Origin of the sequence: Sphingomonas sp. SORGH_AS_0950, from assembly GCF_030818415.1 — a bacterium.
In the GTDB taxonomy this organism is placed as follows: Bacteria; Pseudomonadota; Alphaproteobacteria; order Sphingomonadales; family Sphingomonadaceae; genus Sphingomonas.
This window is the reverse complement of sequence record NZ_JAUTAE010000001.1, coordinates 3,608,161-3,628,335: the sequence shown is the minus strand read 5'-3', so window position 1 is coordinate 3,628,335 and position 20,175 is coordinate 3,608,161. Positions and strand designations below refer to the sequence as shown.

At 63.9% G+C, this 20,175-nt stretch carries 20 protein-coding genes and 4 pseudogenes; 9 read left to right on the top strand and 15 right to left on the bottom strand.

The features are described from left to right. Positions 1-4 precede the first annotated feature (4 nt). From QE385_RS16515 to QE385_RS16485, 7 genes and pseudogenes are all read left to right on the top strand, one after another. Positions 5-1,378, top strand: a complete 1,374-nt coding sequence (locus tag QE385_RS16515) for an MFS transporter (protein WP_307103687.1) — start codon at positions 5-7, stop codon at positions 1,376-1,378. Beyond that, the gene (locus tag QE385_RS16510; RefSeq protein WP_307103686.1) at positions 1,375-1,995 is read left to right on the top strand and encodes a TetR/AcrR family transcriptional regulator; all 621 of its coding nucleotides are present in this window, start codon (positions 1,375-1,377) and stop codon (positions 1,993-1,995) included. Before QE385_RS16515 ends, QE385_RS16510 begins: the two co-directional genes overlap by 4 nt. Positions 1,996-2,098: 103 nt before the next feature. Next, the gene (locus QE385_RS16505; protein ID WP_307103684.1) at positions 2,099-2,308 is read left to right on the top strand and encodes a hypothetical protein; all 210 of its coding nucleotides are present in this window, start codon (positions 2,099-2,101) and stop codon (positions 2,306-2,308) included. Positions 2,309-2,468: 160 nt separating this feature from the next. Beyond that, positions 2,469-2,980, top strand: a pseudogene (locus QE385_RS16500) (transposase); the annotation flags it as partial. 67 nt (positions 2,981-3,047) lie between these two features. Beyond that, positions 3,048-3,572 carry a transposase gene (locus tag QE385_RS16495; RefSeq protein WP_307103682.1) on the top strand — a complete coding sequence of 175 codons (525 nt, stop codon included), beginning with the start codon at positions 3,048-3,050 and terminating at the stop codon, positions 3,570-3,572. A 66-nt stretch (positions 3,573-3,638) separates the two neighbouring features. Beyond that, positions 3,639-3,938, top strand: a pseudogene (locus QE385_RS16490) (DDE-type integrase/transposase/recombinase); the annotation flags it as partial. Continuing rightward, positions 3,935-4,078 (top strand): annotated as a pseudogene (locus QE385_RS16485) (IS630 family transposase); the annotation flags it as partial. The pseudogenes QE385_RS16490 and QE385_RS16485, both read left to right, overlap by 4 nt. A gap of 85 nt (positions 4,079-4,163) precedes the next feature. Here the strand turns inward: QE385_RS16485 and QE385_RS16480 are convergent. Further along, entirely contained in the window at positions 4,164-5,381 is a 1,218-nt protein-coding gene (locus QE385_RS16480; protein WP_307103680.1) for an MFS transporter, read from the bottom strand. A gap of 101 nt (positions 5,382-5,482) precedes the next feature. Here QE385_RS16480 and QE385_RS16475 point away from each other — a divergent pair, with 101 nt between their 5' ends. Beyond that, positions 5,483-6,088, top strand: a complete 606-nt coding sequence (locus tag QE385_RS16475; protein WP_307103678.1) for a TetR/AcrR family transcriptional regulator — start codon at positions 5,483-5,485, stop codon at positions 6,086-6,088. Positions 6,089-6,287: 199 nt separating this feature from the next. Next, positions 6,288-7,097, top strand: a pseudogene (locus QE385_RS16470) (IS5 family transposase). A gap of 460 nt (positions 7,098-7,557) precedes the next feature. Here the strand turns inward: QE385_RS16470 and QE385_RS16465 are convergent. The 14 genes from QE385_RS16465 to QE385_RS16400 all read right to left on the bottom strand — a co-directional run bounded on the left by QE385_RS16465 (position 7,558) and on the right by QE385_RS16400 (position 20,106). Next, positions 7,558-7,785 (bottom strand): AlpA family transcriptional regulator, encoded by a 228-nt coding sequence (locus QE385_RS16465; protein WP_307103676.1) that lies wholly within the window; start codon positions 7,783-7,785, stop codon positions 7,558-7,560. Next, the gene (locus tag QE385_RS16460) at positions 7,782-8,102 is read right to left on the bottom strand and encodes a DUF736 family protein (RefSeq protein WP_307103674.1); all 321 of its coding nucleotides are present in this window, start codon (positions 8,100-8,102) and stop codon (positions 7,782-7,784) included. Before QE385_RS16460 ends, QE385_RS16465 begins: the two co-directional genes overlap by 4 nt. A 4-nt stretch (positions 8,103-8,106) precedes the next feature. Next, on the bottom strand, positions 8,107-8,325 hold the full coding sequence (locus tag QE385_RS16455) for a DUF2274 domain-containing protein (RefSeq protein WP_307103672.1): 219 nt from the start codon (positions 8,323-8,325) through the stop codon (positions 8,107-8,109). An 11-nt stretch (positions 8,326-8,336) separates the two neighbouring features. Next, positions 8,337-9,608: a TrbI/VirB10 family protein gene (locus tag QE385_RS16450; RefSeq protein ID WP_307103670.1), complete on the bottom strand. Its 1,272-nt coding sequence runs from the start codon at positions 9,606-9,608 to the stop codon at positions 8,337-8,339. A gap of 14 nt (positions 9,609-9,622) precedes the next feature. Then, entirely contained in the window at positions 9,623-10,597 is a 975-nt protein-coding gene (gene trbG / locus QE385_RS16445; protein WP_307103667.1) for a P-type conjugative transfer protein TrbG, read from the bottom strand. Next, positions 10,594-11,409, bottom strand: a complete 816-nt coding sequence (trbF, locus tag QE385_RS16440) for a conjugal transfer protein TrbF (RefSeq protein ID WP_307103665.1) — start codon at positions 11,407-11,409, stop codon at positions 10,594-10,596. The genes trbG and trbF overlap by 4 nt, the downstream gene beginning before the upstream one ends. A gap of 3 nt (positions 11,410-11,412) precedes the next feature. Beyond that, positions 11,413-12,783 carry a P-type conjugative transfer protein TrbL gene (gene trbL / locus QE385_RS16435; protein ID WP_307103663.1) on the bottom strand — a complete coding sequence of 457 codons (1,371 nt, stop codon included), beginning with the start codon at positions 12,781-12,783 and terminating at the stop codon, positions 11,413-11,415. A 102-nt stretch (positions 12,784-12,885) separates the two neighbouring features. Then, the gene (gene trbJ / locus QE385_RS16430) at positions 12,886-13,599 is read right to left on the bottom strand and encodes a P-type conjugative transfer protein TrbJ (protein ID WP_307103661.1); all 714 of its coding nucleotides are present in this window, start codon (positions 13,597-13,599) and stop codon (positions 12,886-12,888) included. Continuing rightward, a complete protein-coding gene (gene trbE / locus QE385_RS16425; protein ID WP_307103659.1) occupies positions 13,596-16,049 on the bottom strand; it encodes a conjugal transfer protein TrbE in 2,454 nt (817 codons plus the stop codon). Before trbE ends, trbJ begins: the two co-directional genes overlap by 4 nt. After that, positions 16,043-16,342, bottom strand: coding sequence for a VirB3 family type IV secretion system protein (locus tag QE385_RS16420; RefSeq protein ID WP_307103657.1), 300 nt, complete (start codon positions 16,340-16,342; stop codon positions 16,043-16,045). Before QE385_RS16420 ends, trbE begins: the two co-directional genes overlap by 7 nt. Then, the gene (locus QE385_RS16415; RefSeq protein WP_307104778.1) at positions 16,339-16,644 is read right to left on the bottom strand and encodes a TrbC/VirB2 family protein; all 306 of its coding nucleotides are present in this window, start codon (positions 16,642-16,644) and stop codon (positions 16,339-16,341) included. The genes QE385_RS16420 and QE385_RS16415 overlap by 4 nt, the downstream gene beginning before the upstream one ends. 20 nt (positions 16,645-16,664) lie before the next feature. Further along, positions 16,665-17,645 (bottom strand): P-type conjugative transfer ATPase TrbB, encoded by a 981-nt coding sequence (gene trbB / locus QE385_RS16410; RefSeq protein ID WP_307103655.1) that lies wholly within the window; start codon positions 17,643-17,645, stop codon positions 16,665-16,667. Next, the gene (locus tag QE385_RS16405) at positions 17,642-18,058 is read right to left on the bottom strand and encodes a CopG family transcriptional regulator (protein ID WP_307103654.1); all 417 of its coding nucleotides are present in this window, start codon (positions 18,056-18,058) and stop codon (positions 17,642-17,644) included. Before QE385_RS16405 ends, trbB begins: the two co-directional genes overlap by 4 nt. 11 nt (positions 18,059-18,069) lie before the next feature. Beyond that, positions 18,070-20,106: a conjugal transfer protein TraG gene (locus tag QE385_RS16400; protein ID WP_307103651.1), complete on the bottom strand. Its 2,037-nt coding sequence runs from the start codon at positions 20,104-20,106 to the stop codon at positions 18,070-18,072. Between the last annotated feature and the right edge of the window lie 69 nt (positions 20,107-20,175).

Here is a 20,175-nt window from a genome sequence, read left to right as displayed (position 1 = left end):
AACGATGGCCGGCGAAGCCGACGGGCGCACGGCGGTCAGCTATGCGCTCGTCAACCTGCCGCTGCAGATGATTCAGGGGCCGGCCTCGATCATCCTGCCGTCGCTCTATGTCCAATATGCCGGGCTGGACATGGTCGTCGTCGGCATCCTGATGACGCTGTTGCGGCTTGGCGACGCGGTGATGGATCCGGCGATCGGCCATCTGTCGGACCGCACGCGCCTGCGCTTCGGCCGGCGGCGGACGTGGGTGGCACTGGGCACCGTACTGTGCGTGCCGGCGGTCCTCCTCGTCTTTCGCCCGGGTCCTGCGACCGGCTATGTCTATTTCACTGCCAGCTATTTCCTGCTGACGCTGGCATGGACGATGGTCGAGATCCCGCACACCGCGTGGTTGAGCGAGATTAGCCACGATTATGGCGCCCGCAACCGGCTGTCGACCTATCGCTACATCGCCGGCATGGCCGGCACCGCGTTGTTTCCGCTGATATCGTTCCTGCCTTGGCTACCGAGCCGCGCGGTGACGCCCGAAGTGACGCAGCTAGCGTCCTTCGTCGCGATCCTGCTACTCGGCATTGCGGTGCCCGCGGCGCTGTGGCTGGTATCCGATCCCCCGGTGAAGGCGACGGACAGCCGCAGCCATGGTATCCGCCAAGTCGCGCGGGACCTGTGGGCCAACCGGCCGCTGCGCCGCTTCATCGCCATGCAGTCGCTGACCGGCGTGTCGTCCGGCATGGTGACCGGTCTCTATTATTTCTACGTCAGTATCTATCTAGGACTCAGCCGCGACTATACCAGCGTGATGCTGGCGGTATACACGCTGTCGATTGTCGGCAGCGCGCTGTGGTTGCGGATCGGGCACAGCGTCGACAAGCACCGCATCATCGCCTTGTGCACCCTCTTCACGGCGCTGACGAATCTTCTGATGTATGTCATCACTCCCGGTCCCGACGCCTTCACCTCCCTGCTGATCATGTTCTCGGTGGCGGCAATCGCCACTTCGGGCGCGATAGCGGCGCAGATTGCCCTGCTGGCCGACGTCGCGGACTACGGCGTTCTCCAGTCGGGGCGCGAGCATCCCGGCAACTATTTCGCCCTGTTCGCCTTCGTGGGCAAGGCAGCGCTGGCGGTCGGCAGCGGGATCGGCCTGATCGTCGCCGGCCTGTTCGGCTTCCAGGTCGACGGCGGCAACGGTCCGCTGGCGATGGCCGGCTTCTTCCTCGCGATCATCTGGCTTCCGCTCGCGCTCAACGTCCTGTCCGCTGCCCTGTCATGGTCCTTTCCGCTGGATCGCCGGCGACAGGCGATCATCGTTCGCCGGATCGGACGGCACCATGTACTTGACTCGACGCCCGAATCATCGGGTAACGGGGTCACATGACGACCGTACGCAAAGCCGAACGACGCACCCAGCAGGAGCGGACGGCCGCGGCGCGGGACAATCTGATCCGGGCGACGCAGGACTGCCTCGCCACGCTGGGCTTTGCGAGAACGACCGTCAGCGAAATCTGCAAGCGGGCGGGTGTCTCGAGCGGCGCATTGCTGCATCATTTTCCCAGCAAGAACGCGCTGATCGTTACCGCGTCGATCCAGCGCCAGATCCAGCTGATCGATGATACGGTCCGGCGGGCGCAGTTCGGACAGGGCACGATCCGCGACGAGGCCGACGAGATGCGTCAGCTGATGGCGCAGACTTTCCCGCTGTCCTATGAATTCTTCTGGGCACTGCGCACCGACGAAAATCTGCGGCGCGAATTCCAGAGCCAGCTTCAGGCGAACGAAGGTGCGTTCACCAGTCGCTACACGGTCCAGGATTCGGACCTCATGCGGTCGGGCGAACCGCTGATCGTGCGGATGGTCATCGCCTGCTTTCTGAGGGGCCTGTTGCTGGAGGCGCTAATGAGCGACGCCGGGACCGTCGAGCGGATTTACGAGGTTTTCGTCGAGGCGATGACGGCGTTCGTCCGCCATCAGATGCCGGCGCGGCGGGCATCGTGATGGACGATGGGAGCGACCTGCCTATGTTGCGGCTCTATACGTCGCTCGGGCCTATCTATGTCGCCCTCGCGCTGCATCGGGCGCCCGCACCGCGCGGCATGTGATGGAACTGGTGCAGCGCGATCTGCTCTCTCCCGCCACCTTCTATCGCGCCGTCCGGCCGACCGACGCGACCGACCCGCCAACCCGTATTTCGGTCCTGCAAGGCGGTGTCGGTTGGCGGCGTTGCGAGGACCTGCCCGGCGTCATGCACGAACCGACCTCGGTTACCGGATTGCGGCATGTCGACGGCGCGGTGTCGATCGGTCGCTAAGCGGACCGGCCGGCCACCAGTGAATTGTTCATCTGCCTCGGCGATCAGCCTCGATGCGCGTCCGGGCGACGAGCCGTTCGATGCCGGCTTCGCGGTGTGAACTGCCCCCTTCTGAGTGGTCCATCGACTATGACAGTCTGGACCAAGGAAGGGACGACGAATGCCTGCGAAGAAGCACAAGCCCGAAGAGATCAACGGCAAGCTGCGTGAGGTTGAGATCATGCTGGGCCAGGGCGGCACGACTGCCGAGGCATGCCGGCGCATCGCAGTCAGCGAGCAGACCTACTACCGTTGGCGCAAGGAGTATGGTGGTCTGAAGACGGATCAGGCGCGGCGGATGAAGGACCTGGAGAAGGAGAACCTTCGGCTGCGCCGCGCGATCTCGGACCTGACGTTGGACAAGCTGATCCTGCAGGAGGCGGCGCGGGGAAACTTCTGAGCCCCGCACGGCGCCGGCGGTGCATCGACCATGTGCGGGAGGTGCTGGACGTATCCGAGCGGCGCGTGTGTCGCGTGCTCGGGCAGCACCGGTCGACGCAGCGCAAGGCGCCGTGCGGGGCAGACGATGAAGAGGCGCTCACCGAGGACGTCATTGCCTTGGCCAAGCAGTACGGGCGCTATGGCTACCGCCGGGTGACCGCGCTGCTGCACGCGGCCGGCTGGTCGGTGAACCACATGGCGTAATCAGGAGCGGTGCTCTCTAGGATAGCCTGTCGTCCCCTGAAGTGGAGGACGGAAGATGATCTGCTATGTTGGCCTGGATGTGTCGATGAAGGAGACCGCGATCTGCGTCGTGGACGAAACGGGTGATCGCATATGGGACGGCAAGTCGCGAACGGACCCGGACGCTATTGCGGCCGTGCTGGCGCGGAGGGCCGTAGGAGCCGTGAGGATCGGTATCGAGACAGGCCCGATGACCGTGTGGTTGTGGCATGCATTGACCGAGCGAGAGCTGCCGATCGTGTGCCTTCATGCCAGACATGCTGCGGCAGCCCTGAAGCTGCAGATGAACAAGACGGACCGCAACGACGCGTTTGGCTTGGCACGGCTGGTCCGCTCGGGCTGGTACCGGCCGGTCGCTGTTCGCTCGATGGACACGCACCGGTTGCGTGACTGTCATGGCCTGATATCTGCTTTCCGAGCTGCCGCCCCGCCAGGGTGCGGCCACGGCCATCTCGTGACTCGCTTCGTGACCATCTGGAACACGGGAACCACATCGAGAGGCCGGCGATCTGGCGCCATGCTGAGGCTGGACCCGTCCTGACCTCGAAGACGACAACGATGTGCAAAGCAGATCGACTACGAGCACCTTGGCAAACGGCTTGACCGATTAGACGACAAACGCGTGGAGCGGATTTGGCGGCGCGAGGGCCTGAAGGTACCGCAGAAGCAACCCAAGCGAGGACGGCTATGGCTGAACGACGGCTCGTGCATCCGGCTCCGGCCGGAATATCCAGGGCATGTCTGGGCCTACGACTTCGTCGAGGGCCGAACCCATGACGGGCGCAAGTTCCGGATCCTGACGATCATCGACGAGGCGAGCCGGGAATGCCTGGCGCTGATCGTCGCGCGTCGGCTCAACCACGAAGACGTGCTGGCGTCGCTTGCCGACCTGTTCGTCGAACGGGGTCCAAGCTCAAGGCGCTCCTGCGCAAAGCCGCCGCCCGCACCCGCGACGACCTGTACCGCGCCATCGGTGCCGCCATCGACACGTTCACGCATGCCGAGTGCGCCAACTACTTCGCCGCTGCCGGTTACGATGCAGACTGATCGGAATTTGCTCTAGTGGGTGGCGGTGGCGTACGCGAAGCTTTCGCGCTTGTTGAGACGGCAGCATATCGGCGATGATCGGGTTTTATGCCGGTGCGATCTGGCGAAGGTTCCGCGGAGCGAGGCTAAGCAGGCCAAGAAGCGCCAATCCGAACCCGATCCACAGCGGTGATCGCAAGCCCAGCCCGGCGTCGATGCCGAAGCCACCGGCCCATGTGCCGAGCGCCAGACCGCCGGTGATCATAGAGGCGTGCATGCTGTTGACGAGCGGTCCCGGATGCGCGGTGCGCATGACGCGCGCCACCATCGCGGGATTGAGCGAGACGCCGGTAACGCCGATCACAAGGAAGGCCAGGACGCTGATGATGGCGTTGGTGGCGAACAGCGCGAACAGCGCCAGCGCCGCCGCCAGGACGATCAGGCCATAGACGAGAACCCGAATTGTAAAGCGATCGGCAAATCGTCCGACGACAAGGTTGCCAACGATATTTGCAACGCCATAGGCAGCCAGCAGCAGCGGGATCGCCGTTTGCGGCAGTCCAGCCACTTCGGTGAAGATCGCCGTGAAATAGCTGAACGCCGCGAAGGTCGCGCCGATGACGAGGCCACTGGTCGTGTAGGCCGCCCAAAGTCGGCCATTGTTCAGATCGGCCAGGCTGGCGTCAAGATCGATGGCTGCCCCCCGCTTCGAGGCGGGAACGCCGAAAGCGATGATCGGGATGCACAGCACGGCCAGTGCAACGATCCCCCAGAACGCGGCCTGCCAGCCGAAGCTCTGGCTGACAAGGCTCGTCGCCGGCACGCCGAGGATAGGCGAAAGCGTCAGCCCCGCCAGGACGAAGGAGACGGCGCGACCACGCAGATCCGGACGGACCAATTCCGCGCAGATCGTCATGGCGATGCCGAAACACGCCGCGCTGGAGACACCTTGCACGGTGCGCGCGATCGCCATGACCGCGTAGTTCGGTGCGAGCGCGGCGAGGAGGCTGCCAGCCAGGAACAGGACGAGCATGGCGAGCAATGCCGGCTTGTTCGGGCTTCGCACGGCCAGCATTCCCGCCGTCGCGAGTGGTCCGCCGATCGCCATGCCGAGCGCGAAAAAGGAGATGAGATAGCCGATCTCGCCGACCGAAACCGAAAAGGCTTGCGCCAGCGTCGGCATCAACCCCGCCACCATGAACTCTGAGGTGGTGATGGCGAAAATCACGATCGCAAGCAGATAGACGAACGCGGGCACCTTGGCGGAGCTGGGCGCATGTTCGAATGTCGGTGCCGGGGTTTCAACATGCGAGCCTGCCGCCATGGCCGGATAACCTTTCTATATAAATGACTACAGAAATAGCTATCCCGCTTGTCTGCGGTGGTCAACGAATTTATATAAACGCTGATACAGAAAGATTTATCATGGCTGCACCCAGAGGACGCCCCCGCAGTTTCGATCGTGATCAGGCGCTGGAGCGCATGATGGAGGTGTTCTGGCGCAAGGGCTATGAGGGCGCTCAGCTCAACGACCTTCTGACCGCCATCGGCATCACGCCGCCGAGCTTCTATGCTGCCTTCGGGTCGAAGGAAGCGGCGTTTCTGGAGGCAGTGGATCTTTATATCGCCACGGTCGGCACCCCTCCGATGCGGGCGCTGAACGAGACCCCCGCTGTGAGCGACGCGCTTCGGGCGATGCTGAAAGGTAGCATCGACGTCGCCTTGTCTTCTCGTCCGGGCGGCTGTTTCCTGATCCTCGGCGTGGTCAATTGTCTGCCCGAGAATGAGGCGGCCCGTGCCCGCTTGCTGGAGGCGCGGCGTGAGACGCACCGTCTCATTCGCACCCGTCTGTCCCGCGCCGTTGCCGAAGGCGAACTCTGGGCGGATACCCAGGTGGACTCGCTGGCCGCATTCTATCACGGCATTCTCCAGGCCATTTCCTTCCAGGCGCGCGATGGCGCGACGCGCGAGGAACTGACCGCCTTGATCGAACCGGCCATGGCGGGATTTGCTGCCACGCGCGCAGAATGATCCGCAGGCGGCGTGTCTTCGGATTGTCATTCTTTGCCGACCCTATGACGCTGAAGATCAGCGTTCCTTCGGCGATGGGCTGTGTCGTCTCCTCGTTTTTGCCGCTTACGACTGTCGCGTTGCCAACAGTTTTTTCTATAGCGACGCTTCCTAGAGGCTGTTATGGACTTGTGAGACCGGCTAATTCATCCGCGCTGGGATGAGCATTTGCCGCAAGTCCTATCCGTCTGACGTGAGCGACGAGGAATGGTTTCTGGTTGCACCGTACCTGTTGCTGCAACGCGAGGATGCCGGGCAGCGGGAGCATGACCTGCGGGAGGTGTTCAACGGCCTTCGCTACATTGTTAAGACGGGCGCGCCATAGCGGTGGATGCCGAACGATCTGCCGCCCTGGGCAGCCGTGTACCAGCAGACACAGCGCTGGCTGGCGGCGGGCTGCTTCGAGGCGCTGGTGGACGACTTGCGCACGGTGCTGCGGCTGTCAGCGGGGCACAAGGCCGAGCCGACCGCTGCGATCATCGACAGCCGGACGCTTCGATCGACGCCCGAGAGCGGCGAGCGGGCCGGCTATGACGGGACCAAGCGCAAGAAGGGCTCGAAGATCCACATGGCCGTCGATACGCTGGGCCATCTGCTGGCCCTCCATGTCACGCCAGCCAGCGCCGAGGATCGCGGCAAGGTGGAGCGGCTCGCCCGCACCGTACAGGCGGTCACCGGCGACACGGTCGAGCTGGCCTGGGTGGACCAGGGCTATACCGGCGGGCGGGCCGCCGATGCAGCAGACAAACACGGCATCGCGCTCGAAGTCGTCAAACTGCCGCAGGCCAAGCGCGACTTTGTTCTCCTGCCGCGCCGCTGGGTCGTCGAGCGGTCATTCGCCTGGGCAACCCGCTTCCGCCGTCTCGTCAAGGACTATGAACGCTATGCTCAAACACTCGCCGGACTTCACATCGTCGCTTTCGCCTGCATCATGATGAAACAGGCGGCTGCTATCTCTGCAGGTTCATAACAGCCTCTAGATCATGTCTGGGATCGCGCGAGCTTCTATGACAGTCTGGCGCAATCTCTTTTCGGACACTCGATCGATCATACGATCCTAATCCATCATAGACTGACTACCGGCCTGTTTCTCGACGATATGCTTTCAATGTTCAAAGACCGCGGTTGGCGGCTCATTGACGCGAAGGCGGCTTTCGCGTCTCCGGTATTTGCTATGGAGCCTAACGTCCTGCCCGCAGGGCAGAGCCTCATTTGGTCACTGGCGAAGGCGGATGGGCGCTTTGAGAAGCTGCTGCGCTTTCCGGGGGAGGACGGGGATTACGAAGCACCGAAAATGGATGCAGCCGGTCTGTAGAGTTCCATTCCCAACAGCGCCAGATTTTGAGAACCCGTTTCGATTCCCACTCAACCATCACAATTAGAAGTCGCGACCGCATCGCAGCACGTTACCAAGTGGGACGGCAATATCATCAATCCACTGCCGTGGATGAAATCCAGGCGTCGATGTCCCTTTCACTCCACCGCGCCATTGCCGGTTTGATCTTCCGGGGCTTCGGAAACCGCTTCTCTGCGATGAGGGCGTAGATCGTCGTCTTGCTGAGACCCACGCGTTGCTTGACCTCATGGAGACGAAGGAGACGGTCAGTAACCAAGGACGTTGGCACACTCGCGCCTTCTAGATGGTCTTGCTCGATCATAGGTAACTCCGATCCCATATAAGGCTGGCGGTGCTGCCCTCGACGTCAGGAAACAGCGCGGCTTTCCGCGGATGCTGGAAAAGCGGATCGTCCAGAATGACACGCACATAGTCGCGCGGCGTCTCCCCTCGCGACCGCTCTTCCCAGGCGTCGCCGATCCGTTGCCCGCCCAGCAACACCCGAAAAGCCGGCGCGCGCTCGCTTGTCCGGTCGTCATTGGGCACGAGGCGGACCTTGCGACTGATGGTGAGCGTCTGGATCTCGCCTTCCCATCCGCCCTGCCTCGACAGTTTGAACCGACCGATCACGATGCTCATCGTTTTAGCCCTCCCCCGTCGCCTTGCGTGCCCTGGCGAACGTCCGATCGCTGGCGAGGAAGGCATCCAGCATGAAGGGGATAAGGTCAGTCACGTCCGCCTTCTCACCATAGGTCTCCCGGTAGAGCGCCGCATAATCGGAAAGCGCGCGGTTGAGGTCGGGCATGACTGTAATGGTGATCTTGACCGGGGTGCGGTCGGGGAGCTTCGCAAGCTTCAGCATGGGGGCCTCCATCACCGTCCGCCCCATGGGCGGAGAATCAAATCCTTATGAACTAGCACGCGGACCGGCCATCCTGGCCGGATGCGGATCGTCGGCTGGACCGCGAGCTGCTTGGTGACGATCTGCTGGCCCGCCTGGCTTGCCGATTGCTGGGTTGCCTCGCGTATCGCGCGAACCAAATCGCCATCGCCGCCGATGGATACCTGCGTGCCGACGCCGAGCAGGGTCGACAGCGCGACGCCTTTCAGAAGCCGCCATGTGTGGAAATCCACCTTGTCGGCGAGGCCGGTATAGCCCGCGGCATCGGTCGCCGGCAGGTTGTCGAACTGGAGCGACGATCCATCGGGCAGAATGATCCGCTGCCATACCAGCAATGCCCGGCTTTGGCCGAACGCCACCACACTGTCGTAGCTACCGATCAATCGCGATCCCTGCGGCACCAGCAGGAACCGCCCGCTGGCGGTATCGCAAACATTCTCCGTCACTTGCGCCACCACCATGCCAGGAAGATCGGAATCGAGGCCGGTAATAAGACTGGCCGCTATCGAGCTGCCGGCCATGACCATCCAGGGCGATGCCGGTTCTTCGAGACGATGCGGATTGACGGTCGTGTCCGCCCGCTGGTTGACGAAATCGCGCTTCGGCTGCTGGCTGTTTGAAGCGGTGCCGAGACTAGCCGTCGGCATACCACCCGCGCTGGCGATCGAAGGTGCTGCAATCGCGGCGTCATCTATAGAAGCGGTGGCAACGGATGGCGATTTGTTGCGGCCCGCCGATTGTACCATCACCCCAGCTTCGCGCGCAGCACGAGCTTGATCGGCGCGCCGAAGTCGCTCCGCCTCCGCGGCCTGAGCCGCGGGTGTTTGCGCGGGAGGCAATTGCGCCGGTGCCGCCCCTTCGGTCTGTCCAGTCTCGCCGCCCTGGGCAGCGAGTTCGCGTTGCCGTTCGAGGATCGGCCGCCCGAGGTCACCCGGCAATGGCGGGCCGAGGATAGGTGTGGATGGCGTCACCCGGCTATAGCTGTCCGGCAGGTTGGCAACGGCATCTGTCGGCACCCGTCGCTCGGACACTGCCTGCTCGTCCGGCGATGCAGCGATATGGAGCCGGTGACCACCGAGCGAAAGCCAGGCCAGCCCCGCCAAGGCAAGCGATCCGCCGCCTGCCGCACCGATCAATATGCTGCGGCGAAAGCGGACCACGCGGCGCGGACGGGCGCGGAGGGTCAACGTATCGACATTTGCCTTGGGCGGCGGCACGGCGACAGCGCTTTCATCGACCATCATGTCGGACTCGCCGCTCACGACCTGTTGCCCCGCTTGTCGTCGGTGCGGATAATCCGCACGACCTGCTGCGGCTTCTCGCCAAGGCGCAATTCGGCGGCTGAGAACAGACGATCCACGATGTAATGGTTCCCGGCTACCCGGTAGTTCACCAGTTGCGCGTCGCCGGTCGGTGACAGCACGAACAGCGGGGGCGCCTCCGCCTGATCGAGCCGGGCCGGGAACTCGATATAGACCTTTGCGCCGTCATCCCAGGCGCGCAAGGGCCGCCACGACGGCTTGTCCCCGCTAATGGCATAGCCAAAGTGCAGGTCGGCGATGGCGACGTTATCGGCGATCGGCTGCGCTTCCCGTGCCGCCTGATTCTGACGCCGAAGGGCGACAAGCTGATCCTGCGGGTACGTCCATGATACGGCGGCCATCGCCGTGCGATCGGTGCTGTCGAGTGCGATATGATAAGCTCGCCGATCAGTCGTCACGACCATGTTCGTCGCGAGGCCAGCGGCAAAGGGCTTCACCAGTACATGCACCTGCGCGGTTTCGCCGGTGCCGCTACTGGTGTCCCCGATAACCCAGCGTACCGTATCGCCCGCCGCAACGGATACCAGCGTCTCGCCCGGCTGAAGCGCGATATCGGTGATGCGGCCGGGCGCGGTGTAGAGATGGTAAAGCGCGCCATCGGCCCATGGATAGACCTGCACCGCATTAACGTAGCCAGCAGTGGTCGGTTCGCGGGTGGCCGCCCGGTTTGCAGCGGCGACACGCTCGCTGGGCGTGAGGGTATCGGACCGGACCGTCGGACGTGGCAGGAGTTGACCGGGAAGCGGCAGCGGCTTCGGCACTTCCACGATGCGGATCGGTGCAGCTGGCTCCTGTTGCACGACCGCGGGACTGAATGCCGCGGGGTCATGGGCGATCGTCGGGGGCGTCGCTTGAGTAGCACACGCTGCGGTCGGGATCGCCAGCGTCACGATGGCGGACAGGCGGATCATTGGACATTGCCTCCTTCATTGCTGGACGGTGGATTTGTCGGCGTGGGCACCGGTGCGATCGGCGAGGAGAGTGCGGCCACCGGCTGCGCCATCGTGGGCGTCGGGTTTGCAGCCAGCGCAGAACCGCCGCTGTCCAGTTCCTTGGTCCAGTCGATGGCGTTCACGAACAGTCCGAGCGGATTGCGGCGCAAGCTATCGGCGTTCTTCGGGGGTCGCATTACGATGGAGAGGATTGCCGTCCATCGTGTCGTGCCGGCGAGCGAGCCCCGCTCATAGGTCTGCTCGATCCATTTAACCTGAAAGCTGGTGTCGGACGCACGCACGACACTTGTGACCTGTACGGACACGCTACGCTCGCCGATCTTCGAGAACGGATCATTGGCGCGCGCATAGTCGTTGAGAAACTGCGCCGCGCGGTCGGTTACGAAGTCATAGGCTTCCAACCAGTTCTTCTTGACCAGCACCGGGTCTGTCGAGACCGACCGAACGTCGGTGATGAAGCGTGCGAGTTGCCATGCGACCTCGGCATCTGTCGGCCGGTAGTTCTGGATGGCCGGCGCGACCGCGCGCGGTTCGCCAAGCCGATCCACCTCCACGACATAGGGTGTGACCCGGCTTTGCAGGGATTGCCAGACATTGCCTATGGCGAGACCGCCAGCGAGCGTGAGACAACCGAAGGCGATCAGCCGCCAGTTGTGCGCCTGGATGCGGGCTGAGCCGATCCGGTCGTCCCAGAGTTGCCCGGCGCGTTGATAGGGCGTCTCCGGCTCGGGGGTCCGTCCATAGCGCTGAGGATTGCGCTTGAAGATCATTGTTCAATTCTCCTTGTCGCTGAGGTCGGGGTTGGCGGGCGCGCCGGGACGATCGCCTTCCTTGACGATCTGCATCGCGGCATGAACTCGGTGACGGGCGGTCTGCTCGGATCGCATCTTGCGGGCCCAAAGCGGTGGGCTTGAGTCGGCACTCCTGTTCGGGGCCGCATCGTCCTTCGCCGGCTCGCCGCTCCCTTCCGCTCCAGCGCCCGCCCTTGGCGATTCGCCGCCCAGAGCCGCCATGGCGGCATCGCGTCCCCGTTGCGCGCTGTCGCTCAAGCCCTGCTGGACACGAGAGAACGTGGACGTCGCGGCATGTCCAGCGGCCCCCTTGGCGGCGGAGGCCAACCCGTCGAAACCGGCCGATATGCTATGTTCACCGGCTGCGGCCTGACCTGAGCGCCACGCCGTTTGCGTTGCCGCTCCCATCGCCGTGCCCGCCCGGATAGCCGCCATGCCGCCCGATCCGGCGGTAATGGCCGCACGCGCACCCAGCATGGCGGCCCCGCCTGTCGCTAGTGTAGCACCTCCCATTGTGCCGACAGCCGCGCCCGCGCCAAGTTGGGGTGCCCCTGACACCAGCCCTGTCGCGATCCCGGGTCCAAAAATGCCAAGGCCGAGCAATGCGAGCGCGCCGAGAACCAGCGACATGGCTTGCGCCGTGTCGATCTCCGCGCCGTTCGACGTGGCGATGAAGTCATGGAAGAAGCTCGATCCAATGCCGATGATGACAGCCAGCACCATCACCTTGATGCCAGACGATATGATGTTCCCAAGAACCCGTTCGGCAAGGAAGCTTGTCTTGTTCCAGAGCGCGAACGGAACCAGCGTGAACCCGGCAAGGCTGGTCAGCTTGAACTCGACGATCGTGATGAAGAGCTGGATAGCCAGAATGAAGAACGCCAACACCACCAGCAGCCACGCCACCACCATCACGGCCGCTGCCGCAAGAGCCGGCACGTAAAAGCCGATCTGCTTGCCGGCCTGGTCGAGAAGTGGTTGTGCCGCCTTGAATCCGGTGCCGGCGATCTTGCCCGGCTTAAGCAAGTCTTGCGCGGACATGGCATTCGCACTGGCATGAAGGCCGAGCCCGGAAAATGACTCGTAGATGATTTGGGTGAAGTGCTGGTAGTTGTTGAGGATCAGCGCGAAGACACCGACATAGAGTATCTTCTTGACCAGCCGCGCGAGAATATCGTTCTCGCCATCGAGCGACCACCATAATCCGGCCAGTACGATATCGATCCCGATCAACGTCGTTGTCAGGAACCCTACGTCCGGGCGAAGCAGTCCGAACCCTGAGTCTATATAGTGACTGAAGACGGTAACGAACTGGTCGATGACGTTGAGGTCAGGGGCGCCCGGATCAGCCATGGCACACTTCCGGACACAGGGGCGGCAGGAGGCCCTTCCACGACTGCGGCAGGACGGGGATGGTCGGAGTCATGATGGTTTCATCCCTTCCGAGCGCGCCGCTTATCGGGGGGTGTAGGCATCGCCGGTGCCGACGAAGCGGGTCCACGCCGCGCGGGCGGCTTCCTGATCGGCGGCAGCGCGGGCCTTCTCCAGCGCCTCGGCGCGGAATTGCGCCGCCATCATCGACTGAAGCTGCATCTGCTGCTTGATCGCGAGGGCGGTGAGCTGGTTGGATGCCTGCTGGGCCTGAAGGCTGCCCTCGGCCCCTTCGCTCGCGGCGAGCAGCTTGCTCAGTTCGGCGCTGTCAGCCCGCACCGATTCGACAATGCTCGACTGCACTTGCATCGTCTGGTGGAAGCTATCCATCGCGTCTTGCCAACGGGTCTTGGCGTCCGCAGTGATCTGGGCCGCGCTTTGCGCCGCATCGGGCGTCGCGAAATGCTGCCGGAACAGCCGGTCAGTTTGCGCAACCTGATAGCCAAGGTTCTGGGCCTGGCCCATCAGCGAGTCGATCCGCTTGAGGTCGGACGTGATCGCGGTCAGCGACGATACGTCCAGTCGCGACAGGTTGCGCGCCATGTTGCGCAGCATCGTCGCCTCATTCTGGAGCGACTGGATCTGATTGTTGATCTGCTGGAGTGTACGCGACGCAACAAGGAGATGCTGCACATAGGCGCGTGGGTCGAACACGATCCCGCCGAACTGCGCCTGGGTCGGTGTGGCAGCGAGCAGCGCGATCGTGGCGCCGGCGGCTGCAAGTTTACGTCGGGTCATAAAGCAAGCTCCTGCTGGATCGGGCGGCGCGGGGCCGCGTGGGGGAAATGAGGAAGGAGGTCCGCCGCCCAGCCGAGGCCGCGTGCGCGGAGAAAGGCGGCAAGAAAGCCGTCATCGCCATGGTCTGCGATCAGCGTGTCGATCAGCGTTTGGGTCGCCGGGTCAGCCGAGCCGGCAAGCGCAAGGGCGATCGGACCCAGAGCGAGATCGAACAGCCGGTTGCCGCGCCGCGACTGGAGGTAATAGTGCCGCTTTGGCGTCGCCCGTGCGATCAACTCGATTTGCCGGCCATTGAGACCGAACCGGACATAGGCGTCACGCGCCTGCGGTTCGACCGCGCGGTCATTCGGCAGGAAGATGCGTTGGGGGCAGCTTTCGATAATGGCCGGCGCGATCGAACTGCCAGCGATATCGGCGAGGCTCTGTGTCGCGAAGACGACCGAGACGTTCTTCTTGCGCAACACCTTCAGCCATTCGCGGATACGTTCGGCGAACAGCGGATTGTCGAGGAAAACCCAGGCTTCATCGAGGATCAGCAGCATGGGCCGCCCATCCATCCGGGATTCAAGCCTGTGGAACAGCCAGGTCAGCACAGGGGCGACCACCGCCGGCATGTGCATCAGCGCCTCGGTTTCGAAGCACTGAACGTCGGCCAGCGTCAGCCGGTCTTCAGCGGCGTCGAGCAACCGTCCGAACGGCCCTTCGAGCGTGTAGGGACGGAGGGCAGATCGTATGGCGTTGGACTGGAGCAGCACCGAAAGGCCGGTCAGCGTGCGCTCAGGCGCGGGGGCACCCGCGAGGCTGGTGAGCGCCGACCACACCATATCCTTGACGTCGGGAAGCACGACCAGCTTCTCGGCCGCGAGCAACCCCGCCAGCCAGTCGGCCGCCCAGCTTCGTTCGTGGGCTTCGTCGATCCGGGCGAGCGGCTGGAACGCGAGCGCGCCACCCTCACCAAGCCGGTGATGCTGACCGCCCATCGCGAGCACTGCCGCGCGTGCCGACAAGCCCTTGTCGAATATCGTCACCTGCGATCCGGCATAGCGCCGGAACTGGAGAGCAAGCAGGGCCAGCAGCACCGATTTGCCGGCGCCGGTCGGCCCGACCACCAGCATATGCCCCACATCGCTGACATGGGCGGACAGGCGGAAGGGCGTGGAGCCGGATGTTTCGGCGTAGAGTAAAGGTGGTCCGGCGAGATGCGTATCTGCCGCCGGCCCCGCCCATACCGATGACAGGGGCATCAGATGGGTCAGGTTCAGCGTATGAACCAAAGGCTGTCGCACGTTGGCGTAGACATGGCCCGGGAGCGACCCCAACCACGCTTCGAGCGCGTTGATGGACTCACGGATACAGGTGAACCCCAGCCCATTGACGATCCGCTCGATGATGCGGACCTTCTCATCGGCCGCGCCCGCATCCTCATCCGATATGGTGATCGTGGTCGTCAGATAGCCGAAGCCGACATGATCGCCGCCAAGCGCCTGCAAGGCGAGGTCAGCGTCGGCGACCTTGTTGTCGGCGTCGCTGTCGGTCAGCGGCACCGGCTCGTTCATCATGACCTCGCGCAACAATTGGACGACCGATTTCCGCTTGTTGAACCATTGCCGCCGGATGCGGGTCAGCGCCTTGGTCGCAGCCGGCTTGTCGAGCGCGATGAAGCGCGTGGTCCAGCGGTATGGAAAGTCCTGATGGTTGAGCGCGTCGAGGAGGGCGGGACGGGATGCGGCTGGAAAGCCCAGCACCGTAATCGTGCGGAGATGCCGGTCGCCCAGCGTCGGTTCGATGCCCCCGATGACTGGCGTATCGACCAGCAAGCCGTCGAGATACATCGGGGTCGGGGGCATTGCGACCTTGTGCCGGCGTGTCGAGATGCACCCGTGGAGGAAGGTCAGTGTCTCCTCATCATCGAGCGGGCTGATCTCGGGAAAGACGCCGTTCAGCAGGTCGAATAGCCGGTCGGTCTCGGCGACGAAGGCGCGCAATTCCTGCCGCCAGTCGCGAGAACCGGAGCGGTCGTCCCTTTCCCATACCGCCCGCTCGGCGCGGCTGACGCCATCGGGCGCGGGGAGGTAGAAAAGCGTGAGGTGATAGCGGGATTCGAAATGCTGTCCCCGGCGGCCGTCGAAATGACCACGGCGTTCCTCATCGATCAGCCAGGATGCCGGATCGGGGAAATCGCTATGGGGATAGTCCTGGGCCTCGACGCGCTCGGCATCGAGGAACAATGCCCATCCCTCGCCTAGTCGACGCAGCGCATTGTTCGCACGGGCGGCAACCGATACCAATTCGGCTTCCGTCGCGCTTTCGAGGTCCGGGCCGCGGAATCGAAAGCTGCGCTGGAATCCACCGTCCTTGTTCAGCACGATGCCGGGGGCGACCAGCGCGGCCCATGGCAAGTGGTCGGCGAGCCGATCCGCAGTCGCGCGATACTCACGCAGGTTCAGCATGAAAGATGCCCTTTCTGGCGGAGGTGGCGGATGGTGACGGCAGCGAAATCCGGGTCACGCTTGGCGGCGAAGATCGCGAGGCTGTGCCCGGCCATCCAAAGCACCGCACCCGCGATCCATTGTTGGAGGCCCAGCCCCAACGCCGCGGCCAGGGTGCCATTGATGATCGCGATCCCGCGCGGCGCGCCGCCGAGCAGGATCGGTTCGGAGAGTGCGCGGTGAAGCGGCACCTCGAACCCATCGATCGAGTCTGAGGCGGGACCGGCCGAGACGATGGAGCCAGGCGACATCATGCCAACAGCGCTCCGCCGCCGAAGCTGAAGAAGGACAGGAAGAAGGAGCTTGCCGCGAAGGCGATGCTCAATCCGAAGACGATCTGGATCAGCTTTCGGAAGCCACCACTGGTCTCGCCAAACGCGAGCGCGAGGCCGGTCGAAATGATGATAAGAACCGCGACGATCTTGGCGACGGGGCCCTGGACGGACTCAAGGACCTGCTGAAGCGGTTCCTCCCATGGCATACCCGAGCCTGCCGCGAAGGCGGTGGCGGGCCATGCAACAGCGGCCGCAAGAAGCAGTGGGATGGGCGCGCGCATGCGGCGCGTCGAAACGACGATCATAACGTAGCTCCATCATGGGGTGGGAAAGTGAGGTGGTTGACGGCGTATTCGCCCTGCGCATCGACACCGCCGACCTCGGCAACGGTATCGACCCTGCGGCCGGAGCCCCTACCGGAGAGGAAGACCACCATATCGATCGCCTCGGCGATCAGGTGGCGGGGAACAGTGACGGTCGCCTCGGCAACGAGTTGCTCAATGCGCGTGAGGGCTGCCCGTGCCGAATTGGCATGGACGGTCGCGATTCCGCCCGGATGACCCGTATTCCATGCCTTGAGCATGTCGAGCGCTTCCGGGCCGCGAACCTCACCGACCACGATGCGGTCGGGGCGCAAACGCAGTGTCGAGCGTACCAGGTCGGTCATGCCGACCACGCCGGGTCGCGTGCGCAGCGCGACGGTATCGGGCGCCGGGCATTGCAGCTCGCGCGTGTCTTCGATCAGGATGACCCGTTCATCAAGGGTCGCCATCTCCGCCAGCAGCGCGTTGGCAAGTGTGGTCTTGCCGGACGATGTACCACCGGCGACGAGAATGTTCTTGCGTTCGAGAACCGCGGTCGACAGCACACGCGCCGCGCCTGCCGACATAATCCCTTCGGCGACATAATCGTGCAATCGGTGGATACGGAGGGCCGGTTTGCGGATGGCAAAACAGGGCTTCGCAACGACTGGCGGCAACAGCCCCTCAAACCGCTCGCCTTCTGGTAACTCGGCGCTGACGATGGGGGCAGCGGCATGGACTTCCACCCCGGCGTGGCTTGCGACCAGGCGGACGATACGTTCGACCTCCCCTGCGGCGATCGAAACGCCGGTATTGATACGCCCCTCGCCAAGCCGATCGAGGCGCAGCGCGCCATCGGGATTGACCATGATCTCGACCACAAGCGGATCGCCCAACGCCGCCGCGATCTCGGGTCCCATGGCAGTACGCAACATGCGACGGCGACGGTCGTGGGTTTCGGGCGGGAGGGTGCCGGTCATCGCACCGCCTCCGATCCGGGCTTGTCATCCGGCAACGCCGGCGTGCCCCCGATCTGGCGGCCGACTTGATCGACAAACTTTTGGAAGCGATCTCGACCGATCGCGCGTGCGGCGGCGTCGGGTTCGGGAAGCTGGGCGTGAAGGCAGAACAGGTAATGCACGAACAGCGACAGGCTTTCGAGCACCACCAGTAGGTCGCGCTGTGTGCGAGCCTGTTGCTTGCTGATGCGATCGAGGCGCGGCCCGAACCGCTCGTCGAGTTCGTTGCTGCCCTGCCGGCTGAACCATGCGTCCAAGGCTTCGACCAGGATCGCGGAGCGCGATACGCCCGGCCTCGCTGCCAATTGCTCCAGACGCTCGGCCAGATGCGGTTCGAGATAGAGTTGATAGCGGTTCTTGTCGCGGTTGCGCATTGTGCAGCCCCTCAGAAGCTCGGCAGCAGATCGTCGCCGCGATCTGAACCTTCGTTGATGGCGTAGGCGCGGCTGACAGCGTTCAGCCCGCGCACCCGATCGATGGCCTGCTTGTCGGCTACGGAATCGCTGTCATCGTCGCCGTTGGGGTCGATGATGGGGGCCGCGTCCGGCTCAACTAGGCTGGCATGTTCGGCGAGGCCGGGATGACGCTGTTGCTGGAGCCCGCCTTCAGCTTCATCGAGCCCGAGGCTGTCGTCCTCACCGGCAAGTAGCGCTTCATGCGGACTGCGGGTCTCGGTGCCCCAGTCATCGGGCCGCGGGCGGGGACGATCGACATATACGCCGTTGTCCAGGCGGGGCGGCGGCATCACGCGCGACGTGAAATTGCGATCCTCGTAGTAACGCAGCTTCTTCGCCCGGATCGGTGCAAGGCCGGACACCAGCACCAGTTCGTCGGCGGGTGGTAGCTGCATCACCTCGCCGGGAGTCAGCAGCGGACGGGCCGTCTCCTGTCGGCTGACCATGACGTGGCTGAGCCACGGCGCAAGCCTGTGCCCGGCATAGTTGCGCTGCGCGCGCAGTTCGGTGGCGGTGCCGAGCGAGTCCGAGATCCGCTTCGCCGTGCGTTCGTCATTCGACGAAAACGCGATGCGGACATGGCAATTGTCGAGGATGGCGTTGTTCTCGCCGTAGGCTTTGCTGATCTGGTTCAGCGATTGCGCGATCAGGTAGGCGCGGATGCCGTACCCCGCCATGAAGGCGAGCGCCGTCTCAAAGAAGTCGAGCCTGCCCAACGCGGGAAACTCATCCAGCATCATGAGGAGCTGATGCTTGCGGCTCTTGCGCGGATCGCCTTCAAGCCGTTCGGTCAGGCGGCGACCGATCTGGTTAAGCACCAGGCGGACCAGCGGCTTGGTGCGCGAAATATCGCTGGGCGGAATGACCAGGTAGAGGCTTACCGGAACCGGGCTGTCGACAAGATCGGCGATGCGCCAGTCGCAACGCGATGTGACCTCCGCCACCGTCGGGTCACGATAGAGGCCGAGGAACGACATGGCGGTGGACAGCACGCCGCTGCGTTCATTCTCGCTCTTGTTGAGCACTTCCCGCGCGGCCGAGGCGACGACTGGATGCACTTGCGGATGCTCCGGGGTGCCGAGATGATTGGTCGCCATCATCCGGCGCAGCGTGTGCGCGAACGACCGCTGCGGATCGGAAAGGAAGGTGGCGACCCGTGCGAGGGTCTTTTCCTCCTCGGCGTAGAGGACATGGAGGATTGCGCCGACCAGCAGGGAGTGAGACGTTTTTTCCCAATGCGAGCGACGTTCCAACGCGCCCTCGGGGTCGACCAGAATGTCCGCGATATTCTGGACGTCGCGAACTTCATCCGGTCCTTTGCGGACCTCCAGCAGCGGATTGTAGCGGGCTGACCGCGGATCGGTCGGATTGAACAGCAGGCAGTGCGAGAACCGCGAGCGCCAGCCAGCGGTCAGCGTCCAGTTCTCGCCCTTGATATCATGAACGACGACCGAACCGATCCATGACAGGAGCGACGGCACGACAAGGCCGACGCCTTTGCCCGAGCGGGTCGGCGCAAACGCCATGACATGCTCCGGCCCGTCGTGACGCAGATAATCGTTGCCGAGGCGGCCGAGAAACACACCGGCGTCGCGGAACAGCCCCGCTTGCGCAATCTCGACCCGGGTGGCCCAGCGCGATGAGCCGTAGGTCGTGACATTTCGGGACTGGCGCGCGCGCCATATCGACCCGATGATCGCGGAGGCGCAGCCCAGGAAGCCGCTGGCCCCGGCGAGCGCTCCGGCCTTGTCGAACACCTTCGGCGCATAGGCGTCGTAGTGATACCACCAGTCGAAAAGCTGCCAGGGTCGATAGACAGGCACGCGGCCAATGACCGCCCATGGTGCTCCGAGTTGCGCCTGATAGCCGAGCATCGCAGCGGCCCATTGGGTCGCAGCCCACACACCCGCGATAACGATCCCGAAAACGACAATGATCTGGCCGACAAGCAGCTTGGTAGGGGTCATGGGTTCCGGTCCGACTCGCAATCCGCACGATGCGGAGCGACCGGACACAAGCTGCGTCGATCCGATACC